Genomic DNA, 24,242 nt, shown 5'->3' with positions numbered 1-24,242 from the left:
GACCGAGGAGTCTGCGTGACGCTGTGGTCGCTCACTGTTCAAGGTGTGCTGGCCCGCCCCCGAAGCTGGGTGGTGGGGCTGCTGGCGGCAGGCGCGGCGGCGCTGCTGACGCCGGGTGTGTCGTTGATGGGTAGCATCCATGACGGCACGCGGCGAAGTCTCATCGAGAGCGGCGCGGGGGACCTCCAGGTCTACGCCGCCGCCTCCACGGGAACGCCCCAGGTCGTGGTGGGGCCAGGGGGCGTCCCGGACCTGCAACCCATTCCGGACTACGGCGCCCTGGAGCCGCGGCTGCGCGACCTCCCCGGCATCCAGGAGGTGGTGCCGCTGGAGCTGGGCATGGGCGCTGTGTTCCGTGGCAACGCCCTGGATGAAAAGCTGGCGGTGTTGCGCGAGGCGGCGCGGGCGCCGGCCTCCGAGGAACGGGACGCACGGCTGCGCCGTCTGGGCGAGGACCTGCGGCTGACGCTGGCGCGGGTGGCGCGCAACGCGGATCGCCGGAGCGAGGCCTTCGCGGAAGAGCCCGCCTTCGCGGATGACCTGCGCGTGCTGCGGGACGCGGCCGAGCCCGCCTTCTGGGAGCGGCTCACCGAGGACCCACAGGGCCTGCTGGAGGTGTTGGAGAACCGCGTGGCGCGGCAAGCGGGCGAGGGTGAAGAGCTTCCGGTGGACTACCTGGGCACGGACGTGGCGCGCTTCGCCCGGGCCTTCCCGCGCTTCGAGCTCGTCTCCGGGCAGCTTCCTCCGCCAGGGACGCGGGGCCTCGTCATGGGGCACGCGACGTACGAGCAGCACTTCAAGCACCCCATCGCCGTGCGCATGGACACGCTGCGCCGCGAGCGCGAGCGGGGCCTCACGTTGGCGGAGGACGAGCAGCTGCGCACGCTGGTGGAGCGCAACGTCGCGGAGGTGCCGGACCTGGTGGCTCGCCTGGACATCGAGCGCGCCACGGCGCTCCAGGCCGGACTGGCCCGCGTGCTGGGCGAGCCGGGCGAACTGGAGGCCCTGCTGGCGCGCTTCCTCTCGGTGGACGACGCCAACTTCGACACCCGCTTCGGACAGTTCTACGGGGAGCTGGCGCCCTCGCTGCCGCTGTACCGGCTCAAGCCCGGGGACGTGCTGTCACTGAAGACGCCGCTGGAGAGTGGCACCGCCGTGCCAGTGCGAGTCTTCGGCATCTTCCGCTTCCGGGGCCTGGGCGGCGACGACGGCCGGGTCAACACCATGAGCGTGGTGGACCTCGTCACGGCGCGGCACCTGTCTGGCCGCTTCACCCAGGCACAGCAGGACGAGGCGCGGGCGCTGTTCGAGACCTTTGGCATGGAAGGGGAGGCCATGGCGCCCCCCGAGTCCCTGGACGCCTTCCATCCGCCTGACATCGTGGACGCGGAGGCGCAGACGGCGCACACCGAACAGGCCCCGGTCTTCGAGCGTGCTCGGGCCCTGCCGGAGACCTTCTCCGAGGACGAGCTCTCACGCGGCACGGTGTTGCAGGCCGCGGTGGTGCTGGCGCCCGGCGCCTCCGCCGAGGACGTCGCGGCCCGCATGCGCGCGCTGCCCGGTGGTGAAGCGCTGGCCACGGTGGGTTGGCAGGAGGCGGGTGGGTTGCTGGGCGGTCTGGTGGTGATGCTCCAGGCGGTGCTGCTGCTCTTCGCGCTGTTGATGTCCTCCTTCGTCGCGCTGGTCGCCGCTGGAACGCTGCTGCTGCTGGCGCGGGAACGCGTGGCGGAGGTCGGCACGCTGCGCGCGGTGGGAATGCAACGTCGCGAGGTCTTCACCTCGCTGCTGCTGGAAGGGTCGCTGCTGGGCGGTATCGGCAGCGTCCTGGGCGCGGTGCTGGGCGCGGCGTTGTTGTGGCTTGCGACCGGAGACGGCGTGGCGGTGGAGGATGGCTCCCTGCAGTTCTTCCTGGGCGGCCCCGTGCTGCGTCCAGCGCTGGCGCTGGGCGGAACCGTGGCCGTGGTGGTGGCGGTGACGGCCGTGGTGCTGCTGGCGACACTGGTACCGGCCTGGCGAGGCAGCGCGGTGGAGCCCATCGAAGCCATGCGGAAGGGCGAGGGCTGAACCGATGCGCGCACTTCTCCAGATTGCCTTCCGAAATCTCCTGGCCCACCGCGAGCGGGGACTGTTGCTGCTCATCGTGCTCGCGGGCGCCAGCGCCGTGCTGGTGGGCGTGATGTCCGTGAGCGCGGGCGTCGCCCGGGCGCAGCGCGAGGCCGTGAGGACCTTCCTCGCGGGCGACCTCAACGTCGGGGGCTACTTCAAGGAGCATCCCGACTCCATCTTCCCCGTGGTGGGTGACACCTCGCGGGTCCGCTCCGTCCTCCAGCCGCACGTGCCCGCGGAGTGCCAGGTGCGCGAGCGGGGCCGGGGCTCGGCCACCGCGGGTGCGGGACGGCACCGGGTGCGCTCGTACCTGATGAGCCTGGACGTCGCGGCCGAGGGCAACGCGGGCTTCCGGGTGCGCACCGGTTCGCTGGAAGCCCTCGCGAAGCCACGCACGGTGGCGCTGTCCACGTCGCTGGCGGAGCGGCTCCAGGTGGAGGTGGGCGAGCTGGCCACGCTCTTCGTGCAGATGCCGGGCGGCAAGCGCAACGCGGTGGACGTGGAGGTGGTGGCCCTGCTGGAGCGCGCGGGTGTCCTGGGCGAGTCCGCGGGGTTGCTGGTGTCCAACGCGATGCTGCGCGAGCTGTATGGCTTCCGTCCGGACTCGGCCAGCGTGATTCAGCTCCTCTGCGGCGACGGCACGGAGCTGGAGCCGCTGGCGGGGACGCTGCGTGGCGCGCTCCAGAAGGCCGGCTACGAGGTGCTGCCGCCCGCGCACGAGGCCTACGGCGACAAGCTGGGGCCCCTGCTGCGCGAGGGCTGGGCGGGCCAGAAGCTGGACGTGAGTACCTGGGAGGACGAGGCGGCCTTCCTCGACTTCGTGGGGCAGGGCCTGGGGCTGCTGCTGGTGCTGGTCGGCGCGGTGGTGTTCGGCGTCGTGGTGGTGGGGCTCTTCGTCTCGCTCAACGTGTCGGTCCGCGAGCGCACGCGGGAGATTGGAACGCTGCGCGCCATGGGCATGCAGCGCCGCTCGCTGGTGGCCGCCTTCATGCTGGAGGGGCTGCTGGTGGGGTGGGCGGCCTCGCTCGTGGGCGCTGGCATGGCGGCGGGGCTGGGGGTGCTCCTGCGCGACGTGCTGCCAGTGCCGGACGCGCTCTCCACCCTGTTCTTCAGCGGCACGTTGCCGCTGGCGCCCACCTTGGGGCACGTGGTGGCCGCGGTGCTCCTGGTGACGCTGGGCGCGGGCCTGGCTTCCATCGTCCCGGCTTTCCGGGCCGCTTCGCTTCCTCCTCGTTCCGCCATGGAGTCCTTGTGATGAACGCACGACGCCCGCTGTCCGTCCTGTTGCTCGGCTGGACCCTGCTGCTTCCGGCGGTGGCGCTCGCGGAGGCCGAGCCCAAGCTGGCGCCCGATGCCCTGCTGCGCCACATCGACGAGAAGATGTCCTTCACCAGCGACTACAAGGGCGTCATCCGCCTCTATGAGACGCGCAAGGATGGCGCCAAGCGGGCCATGGAGGTCCACGTCTACCGGCGCGAGGCCGACAATGACTTGCTCTTCCTCTCCACCAAGCCGCGGCACCTCGCGGGCATGGGGACGCTGCGCATCGGCCGCAACCTGTGGGACTACGAGGCGACGACGGGCTCGTGGCGGCGCAACACCCAGCGCACCAACCTGCTCAACACCTTCACCTGCGAGGCGGACTTCGACCGCTCGCGGCTGGCCGAGGACTACGCCGGCAAGGACGAGGGCGACGACACCGTCAACGGCGTGGCGTACCGCAAGCTGCTGCTGACGGCGAAGAACGACCAGGTGACGTTCCCGCTGATGCGCATCTGGGTGGACCCGCAGAACAACATCGTCAAGAAGGTGGGCTACACCGCGTCCGGCCGCACGCTGCGCACCGACATCGTGCGCAGCTACCAGCGCATCAAGGACCCGCTCTCCGGCAAGCATGTCCTCCACTACAAGGAAGTGCTGGAGACGGAGGAGCAGGAAGGCACGCAGATGGTGGTCCGCTACGACGAGGTGGTGTTGGCGCCGCTGGACGCCAACATCTTCACCAAGGCGTGGCTGGAGAGCCGCCTGCGCTGACTAGCCTCCCTGCCGCTTCAGCACCTCCAGGAGGTGGTTCGCCAACTCCTGGACGCAGGGCTGCTGGAGCGTGCCGAAGTGGGAACTGGGCAGCGGCACCACGTCGAGCTGCTCGCGCGTCAGGTGCCGCTCCCATCCCAGCGTGTCCCCGTGCAGGGCCCGTGACGGCGCGCTCGTGAAGAGCTGCACCCGGGCGCGCACGGACGGCACCTTCCAGCCCACCACCTGCGGCACCAGCACCTCGCCCAGCACGTGCCAGATGCGGCGCAGGTCGGCGGCGCGAGAGTGGGGGGCCAGCATGCCCAGCTCGCGGCCCAGCGCCGTCACCCGCTCCCAGCGCGCGGCGTCGTCCAGCGGGGCCAGCTCCGCCTCCAGCGCGGCGTCCAGGACGCCGAACTCCTCCGCCATGGAGCGCACCGGGTCCTCCGCCGACCCCTGAGGCCCTTCCACCGCGGGCAGGGCATCCACCAGGGCCAGTAGCTCCACGGTTTCGCCCTGCGCCTCCAGCGCCGCCGCGACGCCCAGCGCCGGGTAGCCGCCGAACGAGTAGCCCGCGAAGCGGTAGGGGCCGTGTGGCTGCACTGCTTGGATGTCCCGCACGTACGCGGCGATGCGCGCGTCGAAGGTGGCGTGGCCGTGCTTCGACTGCGTCTCGGGGGCCTGGACGCCGTAGCACCGCAGGCCGGGCTCCAGCAGCGGGGTGAGGTTCCGGTAGTAGTGCAGCTCGCCGTCGGCGGGGTGGAACACGAAGAAGGGCGGCGCGGACTTCGGCGTCTGCTTGCCGGATAGGGACACCACGCTGGAGCGCGGAGGGCCCTCGGCCAACAGCTCGTGCACGGCATCGGCCGTCTCACGGAACACCGGATACTGGAAGAGCGTGGCCAGGGGGACGGGCACGCCCAGCTCCTCCTCCAGCCGGCTCAGCAGCCGCATCGCGAGGATGGAGTCGCCGCCCACCTGGAAGAAGTCATCGCCCGCGCCGATGTCCGTGCGTCCCAGCACCTCGCGCCACAGCCGCTCCATCGCCATCTCCAGCGTGGTGCGGAAGGGCGTCTCCAGGTGCTCGCCCGGAGTCTCCTGCGCAGGCGGCACGGCGGGCTGCGCGGACAGGTCTGGCAGTGCCTGCCGGTCCACCTTGCCGTTGGCGTTGATGGGCAGCGCCTCCAGGACGACGAGGGCCGCGGGCACCATGTACGACGGGAGCCGCGCCGCGACGTGCTCACGGAGCGCGTCCGCGCGCACATGCTGGGGCGGTGCCTGGAGGAACGCTTGGAGCTGCGTCTGCCCGGAGCCGCCGGCGCGGGCCAGCACCACGGCTTCCTCGACGCCTGGGAACTGACGCAAGCAGGCCTCGATTTCGGCCAGCTCGACGCGGAAGCCTCGAATCTTGATTTGATGGTCCGCGCGGCCGAGGAAGCGCAGCCGCCCGTCCGGCAGCATCCGGGCCAGGTCACCCGTGTGGTACATGCGCGCGCCGGGCTCGGTGGCGAAGGGGTCGGGGATGAAGCGCTCGGCCGTCATGTCCGGAGCGCCCAGGTAGCCCCGAGCCGGCGCCGCGCCGCCGATGTACACGCGTCCGGGCAGCCCCGGCAGCACCGGCTCCAGGTGCTCGTCGAGCAGGTGGATGCGCACGCGCGAGATGGGCCGACCGATGGGGAAGGTGGCGTCGGTGCCCAGTCCCTCGGCGCCCGGGATGTCACAGGTTGCGGAGGTAATCGTGCACTCGGTGGGGCCGTAGACGTTGAGCCACGGCGCATGGCCACCACCCACGCGCACCCAGGCTTCATACGTCTCGCGCTTGAGCACGTCGCCACCGGGCGCCAGCAGGCGCAGCCGCGCGGGCACTCGCTGGCCGTGGGATTCCATCTGGCGAATCCACTCCTCGATGTACGTGGGGGGCAGACTGATGAGGGTGATGTCCGTCTCCTCCAGGTACGGCGTCATGACGTGCGCGGGCACCAGTCCGCTGCGCATCACCACCGTGGCGCCCACCACGAGCGGCGGATAGAGGTCCTCCGCCGCCGCGTCGAAGCTGAGCGGCGCGAACTGGAGCATCCTGTCGCCCGGGCGCAAGCCGAAGCGCGCGGCTAGGGCGACGTTGTGGTTCACCACGCTGCGGTGCTCCACCATGACGCCCTTGGGCTCGCCGGTGGAGCCGGACGTGAAGACGATGTACGCCACTTGCGAGGCCGCGACGTGCCGGGGACCGGGCTCCAGGTCCTCGGCGATGTGCGCGGGCTGGGGCGGAACCTCCACGTCGGGCACCAGGCCCGCGTGCGCCTCCAGCGCTTCCGCATCCACCCACAGCCGCTGCACCCCTGAGCGCGTCAGCACCGAGCGCTTGCGAGGCTCCGGCCACCCCGCGTCCAGCGGGACGTAGGAGCCGCCCGCCTTGAGGATGCCCAGCAGCGCGGCCATGCCCTGGTTGGAGGGCTCCATCACCACGCCCACGCGCTCTTCTGGCTGAATGCCCCGGGAGAGCAGGCGCGCGGCCAGCGCGTTGGCGCGGGCGTTGAGCTCCGCGTAGCTCCACGTCGAATCGCCATGGGCCACGGCGGGGGCGTGTGGCGAGCGGCGCACCTGCGCCTCGAAGAGCGTGTGGATGCAGGCGCCCTCAGGAATGTCCTGCGGGCCTCCATCCAATGTGGCCAGCACCTGCGCACGCTGCTGCGAGGACAGCAGGGACAGCCGGGCCAGAGGCGCGTCCGGTGTGCGCACGGCCTCGGTGAGCAGTTGCTCGAAGGCGCGGGCCATGTGCTGTGCCGTGGCGGAGGTGAAGAGGGCGCTGTCGGTGGCGAGGAAGCCCAGCGTTCCGCCCTCGGGCCGTTCGATGAGGTGCAGCACCACGTCGTAGGCGGGGAAGATGCTCTCGCCGTCCAGGTACGTGGTACCCAGTCCGTTGAAGGACAGGGACGCGGGGCTGTCCAGCAGCAGCAGGGCCTGGGCCAGCGGCGGCGCGGTGCGAGGCGCATCCGGCTGCACCGCGTCCGCGATGCGCTTGAAGGGGACTTCCTGGTTCGCCGTGGCGTGCCCCACCACATCCCAGGCGCGGCGCAGGAGCGCACGGAAGGACGGCGTGCCCGCCACCTCGGTGCACAGCGGGAGCACGTTGGCGAAGTAGCCCACCTGCCGCTCGGCGCCCGGCAGAACGCGGCCCGAGAAGGGTGACGCGACGACGACGTGCGGCTGCGAGCTGAGGCGGTGCAGCCACAGTTGCATCAGCGCGAGCACCGCGGTGAAGGGAGACACGCCCTCGCGCCGGGCCAGCGCGTGGAGCGCTGTCATCGCCTCGGAACTGAGGGACAGGGGCTCCGGCCGCATGTTCGCGTTCAGCGCGGGCGCGCGGCGAGGGAAGTCCAGCGGCAGGTCGAGGACGGACGGCGCGTGTGCCAGCGCGGCCTTCCAGGAGGCCACGGCGGCGTCCACCTCGAGCAGGTGCTCGGGGCTCCGCTGCCAGAGCGCGAAGTCCGCATACGTCCGCGCCGCGGGATGCATCAGCGGCGTGGTTCCGGCCCAGGCCTGGGCGAGTTCCTCCAGGAAGGCCCCCATTCCGATGCCGTCGTTGACCAGATGGCTCATGGACGCGACGAGCACATGGCGCGTGCCACTGGCGTCCAGCCGTGCCAGCTCGAAGCGGTACAGCGGGCCCTGGTCTACGGCGAAGGGCTCGCGGTCATGCCGGGTGGCGATGGCGCGCGCGGCGTCCAGGGCCTCGGCGGCGGACAGGTGAGACAGGTCCGTCTGGACGAGCACCGGCCGGGTGACGGGATGCTCCCGGGTGAAGACCGCTCCGTGCTCCAGTCGGAAGGTGGTGCGCAGCGTGGCGTTGCGCTCCAGCACGGCCTCCAAGGCGGTCTCCAGACACACGACGTCCAGCGTGCCGTCGAGCACCAGCGCGGCGACGACGACGAAGGGCGGCGCCTCCGGGAGCTGCATCGCGTACCAGAGGCGCTCCTGCACCAACGATGCGGGGATGTGCTCCGGCCGCGTCTGGGGCATGGACTCCACGCGCTCCGAGACCTTCGGGGACGCATCGATACGGGCCGCGAGCGCCGCCAGCGTGGGCGTGGCGAACAGCGTGGCCACGGGCAGCTCGACGCCCAACCGCTCCCGGACACGCGAGGCGAGCTGGACGGACAGCAGCGAGTGGCCTCCGAGTTCGAAGAAGTCATCCCGGGCACCCACTCGCTGCACGCCCAGCAGCTCCTCCCAGAGCTGAGCCAGGGCGTGCTCGGTGGGCGTGGACGGCGAAACGAAGTCCTCGTCCGACGCCGCGGGGGCTTCCGGCGCGGGCAGTGCTTCGCGGTCCACCTTGCCATTGGCCGTCAGCGGAAGCTGAGCCAGCGCGACGAGCGCGGAGGGCACCATGTGCGCGGGCAGCCGCTGTGCCAGTGATGCGCGCAGGGGCTCCGTCTCTGGCATCGCGTCGTGGCCGGTGACGTAGCCCACCAGCCGGGGGCCCGTGGTGCCGTCCTCACGGAGGACCACCACCGCGGAAGCGACCCCCGGCAGCTCGATGAGCGCGGCTTCCACCTCGCCCGGCTCCACGCGGTGGCCACGCACCTTCACCTGGAAGTCCACGCGGCCCAGGTACTCCAGCACGTCCGACGGCCGCAGACGCACCCGGTCGCCCGTGCGGTACATCCGCGCACCCGGAACGGAGGAGAATGGGTCCGGCACGAAGCGCTCGGCGGTGAGCTCGGGCCGGCGCCAATACCCACGCGCAACGCCTTCGCCTCCGATGTAGAGCTCGCCAGGGACACCCGCGGGCACCGGCCTGAGGGCGGCGTCCAGGACATAGAGGCGCGTGTTGGCGATGGGGCGGCCAATGGGCACCGCGCCTTCCACCGGCGTGTCCGCCTCCACGGTGTGGACGCAGCAGCCCACCACCGTCTCCGTGGGGCCGTACTCGTTGATGAGCCGCGTGCTCGGCGCGTGCTGCCGCCAGGGCTCCACGGTGGCGGAGGTAAGCGCCTCGCCACCGATGACGAAGGCGCGGGTATGGCCCGCGCGCGCCTCGGGCGGAAGCTGCGCGGCCAGCATCTGCAAGTGGGCAGGCGTCAGCTTCACCAGGCTGAAGTCCGCGCTCGTGCGGAGCGCGGTGGCCAGGCCTTCCACGCCGTCCTCTTCCGGAACGAGCGTCACGGGCCTGCCCGCGGTGAGCGGCAGCAGCAGGCTGGTGACAGTGAGGTCGAAGGCCAGTGAGGAATGAACGGGGGCGCCCGCGCCGTCGTCGACGGCATACGCCTTCCGGGCCCAGTGCAGGTAGTTCACCACGCCCCGGTGCTCCACTAGGACGCCCTTGGGGCGCCCGGTGCTGCCTGAGGTGTAGATGAGGTAGGCGAGGTCCTCCGCCGAAGAGACGGATTCGAGCGGCGCGTCCGACTCACGCCCGGCGGTGCGCTCCCATTCGGAGTCCAGGCACAACACGAGCGCCTGCGAGACGGGCAGCGTGTCCGCCACCGCGTCCTCGGTGACGAGCACGGGCGTGCCGGTGTCCTCCAGCAGGAAGCTCAGCCGGGCGGGAGGCTGGGACGCATCCATCGGAACATAGGCGCCTCCCGCCTTCAGCACGCCGAGCACCGCCACGACCATGTCCACGGAACGGCGGAGGCACAGGCCCACCAGCGTCTGGCTCCGGACGCCCATCCGTCGCAGGTACCGCGCGAGCTGGTTGGCACGTGCATCCAGTTGGCCGTAGGTCATCACGTCCCCGTCGTTCAGGACGGCGGGGGCATCCGGCGCGCGCGCGGCCTGGGCCTCGAACAGCGCATGGACGGTGTGCTCGCGCGGGAAGTCCGCGCCAGTGTCGTTCCACGTCCGGAGCAGGTGCTCTCGCTCACTCGCGGGCAGCAGCTCCAGCGCGGACACTGCGGTGTCCGGCGCTTCCAGCGCGTGCTGGAGCAACCGGACGTAATGTCCCATGAGTCGCCGTGCGGTGGTGGGCTCGAACAGCTCGGTGCCGTAGCGCAGCGCCAGGGTGTAGCCGGTGGGGGATTCAGCGACCCACAGCGATAGGTCGAACGGACTGGTGAGCAGTTCCGGCTGGAGCGGTCGGGCGCGCAGGTCCGGGAAGGCGTCCGCCATCGTGCGGTCCGCGCGCACCAGGTCGAACATCACCTGGAACAGCGGCGAGTGCCCGGCGGAGCGCTCCACGCCCAACGCCTGGACGACCCGGTCCAGCGGGACGTCCTGGTGCGCCAGCGCTTCCAGCGTGGTGGCGCGCACGCGGGCCACCAGCGAGGTGAAGGACGCATCCGGCGCCACGGGCGTGCGCAGCGCCACGGTGTTGAGCATCAGCCCGACCACACCCTCCAGCGCTGGATGCGTGCGCCCGGAGACAGGCGTGCCGACGCAGAAGTCCACCTGGCCGGAGTAGCGGTGGAGCAGCGCCGAGAACGCGGACAGCAGCACCATGTACGGCGTTGCCTGGTGCTCGCGGCAGAAGGACTGGAGCGCGCGCACCGTGTCGGCGGACAGGGCGTGGCCCTGGGTGATGGCGCCCGTGAGCAGTGGCGATGCGGGCCGAGGCTTGTCCGGGGTCAGCCGCAGCAGGCCGGGCACGCCTTCGAGCTTCTGCTTCCAGTAGGTGAGCTGGGCTTCGTCCCGTTCCCGAGCAGGAGGGGTGCGCAGCCACGCGGCGATGTCCGCATGCTCCAGCCGGGGCGTCGGCAGCGTGGGCGTGCGGCGTTGATGGAACGCCGCGTAGGCTTCGCCCAGCTCGCGCACCAGGACATCCAGCGACAGCCCGTCCACCACGAGGTGATGGAAGGCGAGCAGCAGGACGTGCTGCTCCGGCGCCGTGCGCAGCAGCCTGAAACGATAGAGCGGGCCGCGCGCCAGGTCGAAGGATGCGTGAACCGCGTCCCGGGCCCACTGCGCCGCGGACGGCGCTTCTTCCACCTCCAGCACGCGCGGAGGCACGGGGCACAGCACGGGCGCCGGAAGGCCGTCGCGCGCGGGCACGGCGAGCCGCAGCACCGGATGCCTCGTCACCAGCCAGCGCAATGCGTCTTCCATCGCCGCCGCGTCCAGAGGGCCGTCCAGCTCCACCGCCTCCGCGAGGTGATAGGCGCTGGTGCCCGGATGGAGTTGCTGCACGAACCACAGCCGCTCCTGCGTGGGAGACAGGACCAACGCGGCGTCCGCTGGACGCGGCACGGGCGCGGGGAGCGGGGCCGCGCCGTCACGCCGCGTCTCCAACTCGCGCGCGAGGCCCGCGACGGTGGGCTCGGTGAAGAACGCCTGGAGTGGGAACTCCACGTCGAACGCCTGTCGCACTCGCGCCACCAGCCGCGTGGCGGCCAGCGAGTGACCTCCGATGTGGAAGAAGTCGTCCTCGCGCCGCACCTGCAGCAGGCCCAGCACCTGGCAGAACAGCAGGGCGAGTAGCTCCTCGACGGCGCCACGGGGACGCGCTTCGGGCGCGGCCTCCGGCTCGATGTCCGGGATGGGCAGGGCCGCCAGTGCCTTGCGGTCCACCTTGCCACTGGTCGTCATCGGCAGGGCGGTCAGCACCGTGAAGCGCGAGGGCACCAGGGCCTCGGGCAGCGCGCGCGACAGTCCTTCGCGGAGCCGGGACTCGACGCCGGCAGCCGTGCCTTCCAGAACGAGGAACGCCTCCAGGCGTGCATCTCGCTGAGTGCCGCGCACCACCACCGATGCCTGCCTCACACCGGGCTGGCGCAGGAGGGCGGCCTCCACTTCCTCCAGCTCCACGCGGACGCCGCGCACCTTCACCTGGAAGTCGGTGCGCCCCAGGAAGCCGAGCGAGCCATCACCGTTCCACCGCACCCGGTCACCCGTGCGGTACAGGCGGCCACCCTCCCTGCCGGAGAAGGCGTCTGGGATGAATCGCTCGGCGGTGAGGTCCGGCCGGTCGCGGTAGCCACGGCCCAGACAGGTACCTCCGATGTAGAGCTCGCCAGGGACTCCCGGCGGCACCGGAGCGCCGTTCGCATCCAGGACGTACAGCCGGCACCGGTCCAGCGGACGGCCCAGGCGCACGGGACGGTCGGGCAGCGTGATTTCCGCCGCGACGTTGATGCTCGTCTCCGTGGGGCCATAGGTGTTGACCAGCCGCGTGTGGGTGAGCGCGAGCTGCCGCACCAACGGGTCTGGCAGCACCTCGCCGCCAGTCACGAGCACCTTGAGCGAGCGGAACGCCTCCGCCGCACGGGGCTCCTCCAGCGCGGTGGCCAGCGAGGACGGCGTGATGACGACGTGGGTGATGCCGTGACCGAGGATGTCGCGGCCCAGCCCAAGTGGGCCCACTTCGCGCAGCACGGTGCGCGCGCCACGGGTGATGCTGAAGAGCAGCTCCTCCAGGTGGATGTCGAAGGACAGGCTTCCCGACGACGCCCAGCAGTCTCCCGGCTGTGTGGCGTAGTACGTGTCGAACGCCGCGAAGCAGTGGACGACGTTGCGGTGGGTGAGCTCCACGCCCTTGGGCTCGCCAGTGGAGCCGGACGTGTAGAGCAGATAGGCGAGGTGCTCGGCGCGCGGGGGGCGGGGGACGGCCACCACGTCTCCACGCACGTCGGGCGACACGAGGGGAACCCCAGGCTCCACGCCCGCGAAGAGTCCCGGGCGGCTGACAACGAGCCGTGCGCGGGCCTGGCGCAGCAGCGCCGCGCGGCGAGCCGGTGGATGCGACGCCTCCAGGGGAAGGCAGCCCGCTCCACTGATGAAGATGGCGACCAGGGACACCACCGCGTCCAGCGAGCGCTCCAGGCACAGGCCCACCACGGCTTCGGGCCCCGCGCCCGCGGCGGTCAGGTGTGCCGCGAGCCTCGACGCCCGGGTGTGCAGCTCCCGGAACGTGAGCGTACCTTCCGGCGCCACCACCGCTGGCGCGTCCGGCGTGCGGGCCACCTGGGCCTCGATGAGGGACACGATGGTCCCCTCCGAGTCGAAGGGGCGCTCGGTGGCGTTGAAGCCTTGGAGCACCTGCTCGCGTTCGGTGGCGGAGAGCAGGGACAGCTCACCCACGGACGTGCGAGGCGCGGCCACCGCGTGGGACAGGAGTTGCACGTAGTGGTTGCGCAGCCGCTCCACGGTGCCGGGCTCGAACAGGTCGGTGCTGTACTGGAAGTAGACCTCGAAGCCCTCGCCCACTTCGATGGCGGTGAGGAAGAGGTCGACCTCACACGTCCACGTCTCGATGGGGACGCGCCGTGCCCCCAGGGCATGGAAGCCACTGGCGGCGGACAGCTCGGTGCGGTGCAGGTCGAACATCACCTGCACGAGCGGCGCGTGCCCCGGGCTGCGCTCCACGCCCACTGCGCGCACCAGTTGCTCGAAGGGCACGTCCTGATGCGAGAGCGCGTCCAGCGTGGTGGCGCGGACCTGGGCAAGGAGCGAGGCGAAGGAGGTGGACGCGTCCACTTGCGTGCGCAGAGGCACGGTGTTGGCGAGCAGACCCACGACGCCTTCGAGCGAAGGATGGGTGCGGCCGGAGACGGGCGTGCCGACGCAGAAGTCGTCCTGCTGGGAGTAGCGGTACAGCAGCGCGGCGAACGCGGCGTACAGCACCGTGAACGGCGTGACCTGCTGTTGCCGGCACAACGCTCGCAGGCTCTCGGAGAGAGACGGCGGCAGCGGGTGGTAGCCGGTGTTGTCGCCCCGGTGCGTGAGGACGGCGGGGCGCGGCTTGTCGGTGGGGAGCTGGAGCAGCTCCGGCGCATCGGAGAGCCGCTGCTTCCAGTAGTCGAGCTGAGCCGTGTCGCGAGCGCGGACAGGCTCGGAGCGCTGCCAACTGGCCACATCCACGTAGTGCAGCGCGACCGGGGCCAGCGTGGGCGCATGGCCCTGCTGGAAGGCGGAATACGCCTCGCCCAGTTCGCGCATGAGCAGGCCCGCGGACAGTGCGTCGCTCACCAGATGGTGGAACACGACGACCAGCACATGCCGCGCTTGCTCGGCTTCGAGCAGCAGGAATCGATACAGCGGACCGTGCTCCACATCGAACGGCCGATTGCCTTCTTCCGTCAGGCGCCGAGCCTGACGGGCCTGGGCGTCCGCACCCGGCGCCAGGGGCTCCACCTGGAGCACGCTGGCGGGGACCGGGGACACGCTCGCCTGCGGCTGACCCTGTCGTGAGGACACGGTGGTGCGCAGCACCGGATGGCGCTCCAGCAGCCACTTCGCTGCCGCATCCAGCGCGGCCACGTCCACCGAGCCCGTCCACTCCGCGGCCTGTCCGACGACATGCGCTCCGGAGTCCGGCTGGAGCTGATGGATGAACCAGAGGCGCTCCTGAGCCTGGGAGAGCGAAGGCGCCGAGTCAGAAGGCGTCGGAGGAGGAAGCGAGGAGACGTCGCGCTGAAGCGAAGCGACTTCCAGCGCAAGGCCCGCGACGGAAGGGGAGGTGAAGAGGGAGGAGAGGGGAAGCTGAATGCCCAGGGAGTGGCGGACGCGAGCCACCAGCCGGGTGGCGGAGAGCGAATGGCCACCGAGGTGGAAGAAGCTGGCCTCCCGCTCGATGCGCTCGAGGCCGAGGACCTGGCAGAAGAGCTGAGCAAGCAGCTCCTCTTGGGGCCCGCGAGGAGGCCCACCCTCGGAGCGGGAAGGGGCCTCGTCGAGAGGAATCGCGGCGAGGGCCTTGCGGTCGAGCTTGCCGGTGGAGGTGAGCGGAAGCTGGGCGCGAAGGACCCAGCGAGAGGGAAGCATGAAGGCCGGGAGGAGACGAGCGAGGGCGGCCTGGAGGGAGTGGACGTCGGTGTCGGGAGAAGCGGGGACGACCCAGGCGGCGAGCCAGGAGTCGGAGGGCCCGCGTCGTTGGACGGTGACGGCGGCGGAGCGGACGCCGGGGAGCGAGGCGAGGGCGGCCTCGACTTCGCCCAACTCGATGCGCATGCCGCGCACCTTCACCTGGAAGTCGACGCGGCCCAGGAAGCCCAGTGTTCCGTCGGCATTCCAGCGGCCCCGATCTCCCGTCCGGTAGAGGCGGGCGCCCGGCATGGTGCTGAAGGGATGCGGGATGAAGCGCTCGGCGGTGAGGTCCGCGCGTCCCACGTAGCCGCGACCGACGCCCGTACCGCCGATGTAGAGCTCACCCGGGACACCCGGAGGCAGCGGCTGGAGCGCGTCATCCAGGACGTACACCTCCAAGTTGGCCTTGGGCGTGCCGATGGGCGTGCTGGCGCTCGCGGGCGGTGCGTGCATGCGCCAGAGTGTGGCGGTGTCCGCGCACTCGGCGGGGCCGTAGGCGTTGACCAGTGGCAGGCCGGGGTGGCGCTCGAACCACGCACGACAGGTCGAAGGCGGCAGGGCTTCGCCAATGGTGAGCATCTGGCGAAGGGCGGGCAGCGGCGCTTCTCCAGGCTCTTCGAGCAGGGCCTGGAGCAGCGAGGGCACCAGCTCCACGGTGGTGGCCCCCGCTTGCTGCAAGGCCGCGATGAGCCGGGCGGGCTCACGCACCACGTCGTCATCCACGACGTAGGTCGTCCCTCCGGCGGCCAGCGCTCCCAGCATCTGCCAGATGGAGATGTCAAAGGAGAGCGGCGCCGTCTGCGCGAGCACGTCGGACGCGCCAAGTTGCAGCGAGTGCTGCATGCCCAGCAGGTGGTTGAGCATGCCGCGGTGGTCCACCATGACGCCCTTGGGCGTGCCGGTGGAGCCGGAGGTGAAGAGGACGTAGGCCAGCGAGTCCGGCGTCGTGAAGGGAGGCAACGGCGCGTCAGACTCGGCCTCCAGGTTCTGGAGCGACAGCACGCGCGGCCGATGCTCGAGCGGAATCTCCGCGAGCACCTCGGTGAGCAGCGCCTCGATAGGGCCCAGGGGAAGGACGAAGGGCGCGCGGCTCTCCATCAGCAGCCGTGCGAGGCGCGCCGCGGGCAGTTGCGCGTCCAGCGGGAGGTAGGCGGCACCGGCCTTGTGCAGCGACAGCAGCGCGCGAACGGTGGCCTCGGAGCGGCGGCCGAGGACGGCCACCACGGACTCGTGCCCAACGCCCTGGGCGCGCAGCGTGCGCGCGGCGCGAAGACTCAGGGCCTCCAGTTGCGCGTAGGTCCACTGCGCGTCGGCGGAGGCAAGCGCCAGCCGTTCGGGCGTGTTGCGCGCATGGGCGCTGATGCGCTCAGGCAGGCAGGTGTCCAGGTCGAAAGCCAGCGGCGCGGGACGGGCGTGGCGAAGCACCAGCGCCTGCTCGTCGGACGACAGCAAGGATAGCCGCGACAGCGGCAGATGCGGTTCGGCCAGCGCCTGGGTGAGCAGACGCTGATAGTGCTCCATCATCCGTCGAGCGGTCTCCGGTTCGAACAGCTCGCCGCTGTAGCGGAGGAAGAGCTCGAAGCTCCCTGCCTGCTCGATGACGCTCAACGCGAGGTCGAACGGGCTGGCGCGAATGTCGACGGGAACCGGGCGCGCATCCAGCCCCGTGAATGCATCCGCGAGCGAACCCTGCACCCGGTGCAGGTCGAACATCACCTGGTACAGGGGCGCATGACTGAGGCTGCGCTCCACGCCGAGCGCATGGACCAGTTGCTCGAAGGGCACGTCCTGATGAGAGAGCGCATCCAGCGTGGTGGCGCGGACCTGGGCAAGGAGCGAAGCGAAGGAGGTGGACGCATCCACCTGCGTGCGCAGAGGCACGGTGTTGGCGAGCAGTCCCACGACACCTTCGAGTGAAGGGTGGGTGCGGCCGGAGACGGGCGTGCCGACGCAGAAGTCGTCCTGTTGAGAGTAGCGGTACAGCAGCGCGGCGAACGCGGCGTACAGCACCATGAACGGCGTGGCTTCGTGTTCACGGCAAGCGCGCTGCACGGTGTCCGTCAGCGCGGCAGGCAGTGCCTGGGTCCCCGTGGAGGCGCCCTGGTGCGTGAGGACGGCGGGGCGCGGCTTGTCGGTGGGAAGCTGGAGAAGCCCCGGCGTGCCGGAGAGCCGCTGCTTCCAGTAGTCGAGCTGGGCCGTGTCGCGCGCATGGACAGGCTCGGAGCGCTGCCAACTGGCCACGTCCGCGTAGTGCAGCGCCACCGGGGCCAGCGTGGGCGCATGACCCTGCTGGAAGGCGGCATACACTTCACCCAGTTCGCGCAGCAGGATGTCCAGCGAGAGGCCGTCCACCACCAGGTGATGGAACACGGCCAGCAGCACGTGCCGGTCCTCCCCTACGTCGAGCAGCAGAAAGCGGTACAGCGGTCCTTGCTCCAGCGAGAAGGGCCGCCACGACTCCTGCTGAAGCCGAAGCTGCAGTGCCTCGGGGGCCGCGCGCAGCGCTTCCATTTGAAGCACACGCACGGGAACGGAGGACACCTCGACGCGCGCCTGTCCCTGCTGTGACACCACGGTGGTGCGAAGCACGGGATGGCGTTCCAGCAGCCACCGCACCGCCGCATCCAGCGCGTCGGCGCTCACCGTGCCGCGAAGCTCGACGGCCTGGGGGATGTGGTAGGCGCCCGAGCCCGGCTGGAGCTGATGGATGAACCAGAGGCGCTCCTGAGCCTGGGAGAGCGAAGGCGCCGAGTCAGAAGGCGTCGGAGGAGGAAGCGAGGAGGCGTCGCGCTGAAGCGAAGCGACTTCCAACGCGAGGCCCGCGACGGAAGGGGAGGTGAAGAGGGAGGAGAGGGGAAGCTGAACACCCAGGGCGTGACGGGCGCGGGCCACCAGCCGGGTGGCGGAGAGCGAGTGGCCACCGAGGTGGAAGAAGCTGGCCTCCCGCTCGATGCGCTCGAGGCCGAGGACCTGGCAGAAGAGTTGAGCAAGCAGCTCCTCCAGGGGCCCGCGAGGAGGCCCACCCTCGGAGAGGGAAGGGGCTTCGTCGAGAGGAATCGCGGCGAGGGCCTTGCGGTCGAGCTTGCCGGTGGAGGTGAGAGGAAGCTGGGCCCGAAGGACCCAGCGAGAGGGAAGCATGAAGGCCGGGAGGAGACGAGCGAGGGCGGCCTGGAGGGAGTGGACGTCGGCGTCGGGAGAAGCGGGGACGACCCAGGCGGCGAGCCAGGAGTCAGAGGGCCCGCGTCGCTGAACGGTGACAGCGGCGGAGCGGACGCCGGGGAGCGACGCGAGGGCGGCTTCGACCTCGCCCAACTCGATGCGCATGCCGCGCACCTTCACCTGGAGGTCGGCGCGAGAGACGAACTGGAGCACGCCGTCCGGCAACCAGCGCCCCAGGTCTCCCGAGCGGTAGAGGCGCGCGCCCGGCGTGGCGCTGAAAGGGTGCGGAACGAAGCGCTCGGCGGTGAGGTCCGCGCGTCCCACGTACCCACGGGCCACGCCCAGGCCGCCCAGGTACAACTCGCCCACGATGCCGACCGGAACGGGCTGGAGGGCGTCGTCCAGCACGTACACCTCCATGTTGGCCTTGGGCGTGCCAATGGGGGTGAAGCTGCCTTCGGGGGGCTCGTTGATGAAGTGGAGGCTGGCGACGTCCGAGCTCTCCGTCGGGCCGTAGGCGTCCGCCATCCGGCAGCCTGGGCAGCGCTCCAGCCAGGTCCGGCACAGCGCGGGCGGGACGGGCTCGCCGCCGAGCACCACCCAGCGCATGTCCGGGAAGTCCTGCTCTGGGCGAGCGCCCTCCAGGATGGCCTGGAGGACGGAGGGCACCATCTCCATGACGGTGGCGCGGCCCTGCTCCAGCGCGTCGGCGAGCCGGGGCGGATCCCTCATCACGTCGTCTTCGATGAGGTACGTGGTGCCGCCACCGGGCAGCGCGCCCAACATCTGCCAGATGGAGATGTCGAAGCTGAGCGCGGCAATCTGGGCCACGACGTCATACCCGTCCAGGCCCAGCGCCTCGCGCATGCCCAGCAGGTGGTTGAGCATGCCGCGGTGGTCCACCATGACGCCCTTGGGTGTGCCGGTGGAGCCGGAGGTGAAGAGGACGTAGGCCAGCGAGTCCGGCGTGGCACGCGGCGGCAGCCGCTCCGCGCTCTGTGACTCGAGTCCCTCCAGCGACAGCACCCGAGGCCGCCGGGCTTCGGGAACGCCCGCGAGCACCTCTGACAGCAAGGCCTCGTCCGTGTCGAGCGGAAGCACGAACGGCGCGCGGCTCTCCTCCAGGAGTCGGGCCAGCCGAGCCGCGGGGAGCTGCGCGTCCAGCGGAAGGTATGCGCCCCCCGCCTTGTGAATGGACATCAGCGCGCGCACGGTGGCTTCGCTGCGGCGCCCGAGCACGGCCACCACGGACTCCAGGCCGACACCCTGGGCCACCAACCGTCGCGCGGCGCGGTTGGTGTGGGCTTCCAGCTCCGCATAAGTCCACCGAGCACTGGAGGACGACAGGGCCACCTGGTCCGGCGTGCGCGCGGCCTGGGCGGAGAAGTGCTCGGGGAAGGCGGCTTCCAGTGGGAAGGGCCGGCGCGGCGGGTTCGAATCCGCCAGCACGCGGGCGCGCTCCGCATCAGGCAGCAGCGACAGCGCATCCACGCGCGTGTCCGGCGCGCGCAGCGCATGCGTGAGGAGCTGGAGATAGTGGCCCAGCATCCGCCGCACCGTGGTGGCCTCGAAGAGGTCGGTGCTGTAGCGGGCGAACAGCTCGAAGCCGGACGCGCTCTCGAAGAGCGTGACGTGCAGGTCGAACTCGCACGCGCCCGTGTCCATGGGGAGGTCGCGGGCCTCGGGGAAGGCGCCCGCCAGGGAATGCTCCACGCGGTATAGGTCGAACATCACCTGGAACAGCGGGGAGTGGCTGAGGCTCCGCTCCACGCCCAGGGCCTGCACCAACCGCTCGAAGGGAAGGGCCTGGTGGCCCAGCGCATCCAGCGTGGTGGCGCGAACCTGGTCGAGGAGCGCGGTGAAGGCATCCGCCGCGGTGACGCGCGTGCGCAGCACCACCGTGTTGACGAACAGGCCGACCAGCCCCTCCATGGACGGGTGCGTGCGCCCGGAGACGGGCGTGCCGACGCAGAAGTCGTCCTGCCGCGAGTACCGGTACAGCAGCGCCGCGAAGGCCGCGTACAGCGTCATGAACGGCGACACCTGCCGTTCGCGGCTGAAGGCGCGCAGCGCGCCCGTGAGCGAGGAGGGGAGGGCGATGGGTTCCGTCAGCGCCCCCCGGTCCGACCGCCGGGCGGGCCGAGGCTTGTCGATGGGCAGCTCCAGCCCCTGCACGGCGCCTTCGAGCTGCCGCTTCCAGAAGGCCATCAGCTCCGGTTCATTCGCGGCGGCGTCGGGCGTGTGCTGCCACGCGGCGGCATCCGCGTACTCCAGCGGGAGCGCCGTCAGCGCGGGGACTTCACCGCGGGCGTGCGCGGCATGAAGCACACCCAGTTCGCGCATCAACACGTTGATGGACGCGCCGTCGGTGACGAGGTGGTGGAACACCAGGACCAGCACCTGCCGCTGGCTGGAGAGGTTCAGCAGCCGGAAGCGGTACAGCGGCCCCTGCTCCAGGTCGAACGGCCGAGAGGCTTCTTCGCGCAGCCTGCGCGAAAGCCAGGCCTCGCTCGCGCCCGTCGCATCCTCCACGTCGAGGACGCGCTCGGGCAGGTCCAGGTAGCGCACCTGGGGACGGCCGCCCTCGGCGGGGAAGCGGGCTCGCAGCAGGGGATGGCGCGACAGCAGGGCTCGCAGCGCCGCGTCGAGCGCGCTCGCGTCCACGGGGGACTCCAGCATCGCGGCCCACGGCACCACGTAGGTCGCGGTGTCGGGGCGGAGCTGGTGCAGGAACCACATGCGCTCCTGCGCGGGCGACAGCACGTCGGTCGTCCCCGCCGGGCGGCGCGAGGGGCCCACCACGTTCCGCTGTGGCGAGGAGGGCGCGGCGCTCCCCGTGCCGGGGTTCTTGCGCTGCTCCAGCAACTTGCGCAATTGCTCGCGCTTCGCGGCGGCGAGGGAGTCGGAGTCGGATCGCGAGGTCATGAAGTCGGATTCCGGAAGGCCCGGTGGGCTAGATGCGAACGTAGAGGCTCACGCCCGCGCGGAAGACGCCCAGCCCCGAACCGGAAATGGTGGGGTCCGCGGGGAGGCTCTCGAAGCGGAACTCGCTGCCACGTTCACCGTAGGGCACCTCGACGAAGGTCTGGACGAAGATGTCCCGGATGTCGAAGGGCGATGAGTTGAAGGCCAGCCGTGACAGGTACGACGCATCCTGCACGTTGGCGATGGTGGTGAAGATGAGCGACAGCTGGGACACGCCGCGCCGGCCGATATTGACCTGCCCCAGTGCGTAGTAGCGGCCATGGAAGAGCGGCCGGAAGTCTCCCTGCGAACTCAGCCAGGGCAGGAAGGCGCGGTCGTCGTAGCCCAGCGGGTTGTGGAAGCCCTCCACCCGGATGACGGCGCGGTAGAGCTCGGCGAAGTTGAACGTGGCCGAAACGCCCGCGCTGACCAGCAGCTTGCGTCCCTCCAGCGTGCGCTCCACGAAGCTGTCGCCATCACGGGCCCAGAGCCGCGTGTTGCCGTCGCCCACCCAGGCCACCTCGGCGTTGAAGTCCAGCAGGCCCAGCGCCATCGTCGCGTCCAGGCCGTACCGGGGCCGGCGCGACTGGTCGAACACCGCCGTCGCGGCGATTTCGCCCGTGCCCACCGCCATCTCCGCGCGCACGCCACCGCCGTAGCGCACCCGCCGGAGGTCCTCGCTGACGTCCTCCACGTTGGCGGTACCCAGGAGCGACAGGTTGGCGGCCATGGCCTCCCACGGCACCGTGAGGCGGACCATGTCGACGCCCGTGCGCAGGTCGAAGATGTTGAGCGGATCCGGGTTGGGCGCCTGCAGGAAGTCGGTCGGGTTCCAGATTTGCGAGCTGCCCCAGCGAATCTCCTGGCGCCCGGCGGTGACGAACAGCCGTTGGGCGACGTCGAACTTCAGCCACATCTGCCCCAGCACGGCGGCGGGTCCGTTCGCCTCCGTGGACAGCGGGTCATACGCCAGCCGGCCCATCATGAAGCCGCGCACGTGCTTCGACGGCGTCGCGTCCAGGTAGATGTCCGCGAGTGCGGGCAGGACGGGCTGGTACGACGTCTTCCCCTGGGAGCGCAGCCCCGTCAGCTCCGCGCGCTGGAAGTAGATGCCGCCCACCGCGAGCACGTCCTGCTGACGCTCCTGCGCCGTCTCATGCCAGGGGTCCGCGGCCTCGCCTTCCGGGCCCTGCCAGCCCTCCACGATGGCGCCCGATGGACCGGCCGGCCGAGGCGCGGGAGCGGGAGCGGGAGCGTCCAGCAGGTCCTCGAAACCGTCGGGCGCACCGGCCCCGCTCGGGTCCACGGCGGCGGTGGCGAGCCCGGAGGCGGAGTCCGTGTCGGGCGGCAGCGTCCCCGTGGCGGGCGTCGCCCTCGGGACGTCGAACGCCGCCGCGGCCGGCACGGTGGCGCCTTCACTCCCGGCCGAAGCCATGGATCCTCGTGCCGGGGCCGGGCTCGCGGAGGCCAGGGGCTCGCTGTAGCGCATCGACTTCACGCGCCGCTGCTTGTCGAGGAGCACGCTCAGCCCGCGCGCGCGGTAGTGCCACCAGCGCTGGCGCGCGGGCGCGGCTTCCTCCTCGTGACAGTCCGGGCCTCCCTCCGAGGCCTTCGCCGCGCCACACGCGGGGCCGTACAGCGCGACGAGCCCCGCCTGCGTCGGCGGCTTCGTGGGCACCACCTCGACGCGGCGCAGCACGCCCTGCCGGGCGTCGAAGTGGAAGCGCGTGCTCCGGGTGCCTCCCGGCGCGGCCTTGCGCTGGTACGTCAGCACCACCGCGCCGTCCTCGTGGACCTGCCGGGTGGGCGGGCCAAAGGAGAGCAGGACCTGCTGGAGCGTCGTCGTGCCCGGCTCCGTGCCGTTCCAGGGCTCGGCGGACACGGTAAGACTCCAGAGCAGGATGGCCGCGGCCAGGGCTCGAACGGGCAAGGGGGGCATCATCACAGGGGCCCCCTGAGCGTATACGAGTCTCAATCAGCGATACATGTGTCGAAAAATTCTTAAGAAAGGGGACTCCGGATTGACAGGCCCCCCAGACAGCCGGACACAATCGCGCCCCCACCCCCGACTCAGGAGGCCTCATGGCTCCGGAAGAGACCCTGTCCGCAGCGCCCGCCCACTCCGAGCCCGCCACTTCCGAGGCGGCGCACAGCGAGGTCTCCGCCGCGCCCGAGAAGCTGGATGAGATCGAGGAGATCGACTTCCTGCTCGAGGAGATCGAGAGCAAGATTGCTCCGCTCGCGCTGGCTTGAGGGTCGTGCGTTCCTACGTTGACGCCTTCTCTCCGTACTGGCACCCGGTCGCCTTCTCCAGCGAGCTGACGGCCGTTCCACTCCCCGTGCATTTGCTGGGGACGGAGCTGGTGCTGTGGCGGACGGGCTCGGGCGTGGCCGTGACGCACCGGCGATGTGCACACCGGGGCGCCGACCTCAGCGTGGGCGTCGTCACCCCGGAAGGGCTGCGCTGCGGCTTCCATGGCTGGACCTACGGCTCGGACGGACGCTGTGTGCGGGTGCCGTCACAGCCCGCCGCGCCCATTCCCGCCCGGGCACGCGTCTCCGCCTTCCAGGCCACGGAGCGGTACGGCCTCGTCTGGGTCTGCCTGTCCCCGGAGCCCGCCGCGCCGCTGCCGGAGTGGCCGGAGCTGGAGGACGGCGCCCTGGCCACCGTGCCACTGCCGGTGCTGGAGTGGGACGTCGCCGCGGGCCGGATGATTGAGGTCGTCCTGGACGTGGCGCACCTGTCCTTCGTGCACGAAGGCACCTTCGGCAACCCGGAGCAGCCGGAAGTGCTTCCCTATGAAGTGGAGCGGCGCGCCACCGGCGTCGGCGCGCGCATCGTCTATCCAGCGCTGGCTCCGGCGACGGATGGCATGCCGCCCCGGGTGGATCGCACCACGCTCACCTACGACGTGACGCTGCCCTTCGCCGCGAAGCTGGCCTTCAAGCCCACGCTCTTCTACGTCCACACCGTCTACGCCATCGCCTCTCCGCTCTCCGAGGAGAAGATGCGGTGCTTCTACTTCGCCTCGTACCACCCCCGGCTGCGCAACCACTTCCCGGACATGTTCGTGAAGAGTGAGCTGGCCATCCTGGAGCAGGACCGGCGCACGCTGGAGGGCGTGCGTCCCCGGGCCCAGCCCCTGGACTTCGCCAGCGAGGTCCACACACCCGCGGACCGCCTGCCCATCGAATACCGCCGGGGTGTCATCGCCCTGCGGCTGGGCAAGCCCGTGGACGGACCCGCCCCGGAATGAGGACCCACA

At 71.1% G+C, this 24,242-nt stretch carries 7 protein-coding genes; 5 read left to right on the top strand and 2 right to left on the bottom strand.

What is annotated here, in order from left to right; genetic code table 11:
* The first annotated feature begins 15 nt into the window (after positions 1-15).
* From FMQ63_RS12860 to FMQ63_RS12850, 3 genes are read left to right on the top strand one after another with little or no spacing between them, the layout of a single operon-like run.
* Positions 16-2,064, top strand: coding sequence for an FtsX-like permease family protein (locus FMQ63_RS12860; RefSeq protein WP_225909796.1), 2,049 nt, complete (start codon positions 16-18; stop codon positions 2,062-2,064).
* A gap of 4 nt (positions 2,065-2,068) precedes the next feature.
* Positions 2,069-3,361 (top strand): ABC transporter permease, encoded by a 1,293-nt coding sequence (locus tag FMQ63_RS12855; RefSeq protein WP_011551716.1) that lies wholly within the window; start codon positions 2,069-2,071, stop codon positions 3,359-3,361.
* Positions 3,361-4,140 carry an outer membrane lipoprotein-sorting protein gene (locus FMQ63_RS12850; protein ID WP_216608476.1) on the top strand — a complete coding sequence of 260 codons (780 nt, stop codon included), beginning with the start codon at positions 3,361-3,363 and terminating at the stop codon, positions 4,138-4,140. The genes FMQ63_RS12855 and FMQ63_RS12850 overlap by 1 nt, the downstream gene beginning before the upstream one ends.
* Here FMQ63_RS12850 and FMQ63_RS12845 read toward each other — a convergent pair whose 3' ends face one another.
* Positions 4,141-20,937 carry a non-ribosomal peptide synthetase gene (locus FMQ63_RS12845; protein WP_020477723.1) on the bottom strand — a complete coding sequence of 5,599 codons (16,797 nt, stop codon included), beginning with the start codon at positions 20,935-20,937 and terminating at the stop codon, positions 4,141-4,143.
* A gap of 28 nt (positions 20,938-20,965) precedes the next feature.
* Positions 20,966-22,915, bottom strand: coding sequence for a hypothetical protein (locus FMQ63_RS12840; RefSeq protein ID WP_228556414.1), 1,950 nt, complete (start codon positions 22,913-22,915; stop codon positions 20,966-20,968).
* Positions 22,916-23,058: 143 nt separating this feature from the next.
* On the opposite strand from FMQ63_RS12840, the gene FMQ63_RS12835 reads away from it, so the two are divergent.
* Positions 23,059-23,229, top strand: a complete 171-nt coding sequence (locus FMQ63_RS12835; protein ID WP_011551720.1) for a Xan family putative trans-acting RiPP leader peptide — start codon at positions 23,059-23,061, stop codon at positions 23,227-23,229.
* A gap of 5 nt (positions 23,230-23,234) precedes the next feature.
* Entirely contained in the window at positions 23,235-24,233 is a 999-nt protein-coding gene (locus FMQ63_RS12830; protein WP_011551721.1) for an aromatic ring-hydroxylating dioxygenase subunit alpha, read from the top strand.
* Positions 24,234-24,242 lie beyond the last annotated feature (9 nt).

Source organism: Myxococcus sp. CA005, assembly GCF_006518205.1.
Lineage (GTDB): Bacteria > Myxococcota > Myxococcia > Myxococcales > Myxococcaceae > Myxococcus > Myxococcus xanthus.
The sequence above is the reverse complement of the archived record's forward strand: the minus strand, read 5'-3'. Positions and strand labels throughout refer to the sequence as shown.

Excerpts from the sequence above, each read along its gene's own strand:
- FMQ63_RS12855 (WP_011551716.1), top strand. The coding sequence starts at position 2,069 with ATGCGCGCACTTCTCCAGATTGCCTTCCGAAATCTCCTGGCCCACCGC.
- FMQ63_RS12850 (WP_216608476.1), top strand. The coding sequence starts at position 3,361 with ATGAACGCACGACGCCCGCTGTCCGTCCTGTTGCTCGGCTGGACCCTG.
- FMQ63_RS12845 (WP_020477723.1), bottom strand. The coding sequence starts at position 20,937 with ATGACCTCGCGATCCGACTCCGACTCCCTCGCCGCCGCGAAGCGCGAG.
- FMQ63_RS12840 (WP_228556414.1), bottom strand. The coding sequence starts at position 22,915 with ATGCCCCCCTTGCCCGTTCGAGCCCTGGCCGCGGCCATCCTGCTCTGG.
- FMQ63_RS12835 (WP_011551720.1), top strand. The coding sequence starts at position 23,059 with ATGGCTCCGGAAGAGACCCTGTCCGCAGCGCCCGCCCACTCCGAGCCC.